We start from the raw sequence: 582 nt of genomic DNA, 5'->3' as shown, positions 1-582 counted from the left end.
GCATACGAGATGCTCAGGAGTCTCGTGGGCTCGGATCTCGCCAGCATGAAGACCCGCGCGGAGCGACGGGGAGACACCATCATCGTCAACGGTGCCAAGCGTTTCTGCTCGGGCGCGGGTGTGAGTGACTACATTTACGCCTTGGTGCGTACCGGTCCGGAAGATGCTCGCTATCGCAATCTGACTTTACTGCTGATTCCTCCGGGGCACGCTGGCGTGACCATTGAACCCATCAATGGGCTGGGTCTGAAAGGATTTCCGACGACTGACGTGACGTTCGATAACGTTGAACTGCCTTTGTCCAGCATCGTTGGCGGGGAAGAGAAATGGAACGGCGCCTGGCCAATGGTCGTTGGCTCCGGACTTGACGTCGAAAAACTGGAGGTGGCTGCGATGGCGATTGGCATTGGCCAGGCTGCACTTGACGACGCGTGGACCTACGCCGGAGAACGGCAACAGTTTGGCAAACCTGTCGGCCACTATCAGTCAGTGCAGCATAAGCTCGCGGAGATGAAAACGCACCTGCACGCGGCCCGTCTGATGCTTTATCGCGCCGCACAACTCGCAGACAAACGCCTGCCC

Annotated in this window: 1 protein-coding gene; it reads left to right on the top strand. The window is 58.8% G+C overall.

The genetic code is table 11. The features are described from left to right. Positions 1 to 24: 24 nt before the first annotated feature. A partial coding sequence (locus BN2476_RS50150) for an acyl-CoA dehydrogenase family protein (RefSeq protein ID WP_218274624.1) occupies positions 25 to 582 on the top strand: 558 nt, incomplete at its 3' end.

It is taken from the genome of Paraburkholderia piptadeniae (assembly GCF_900007165.1).
Taxonomy (GTDB): domain Bacteria; phylum Pseudomonadota; class Gammaproteobacteria; order Burkholderiales; family Burkholderiaceae; genus Paraburkholderia; species Paraburkholderia piptadeniae.
This window is presented reverse-complemented; position numbering and strand designations above follow the sequence as displayed.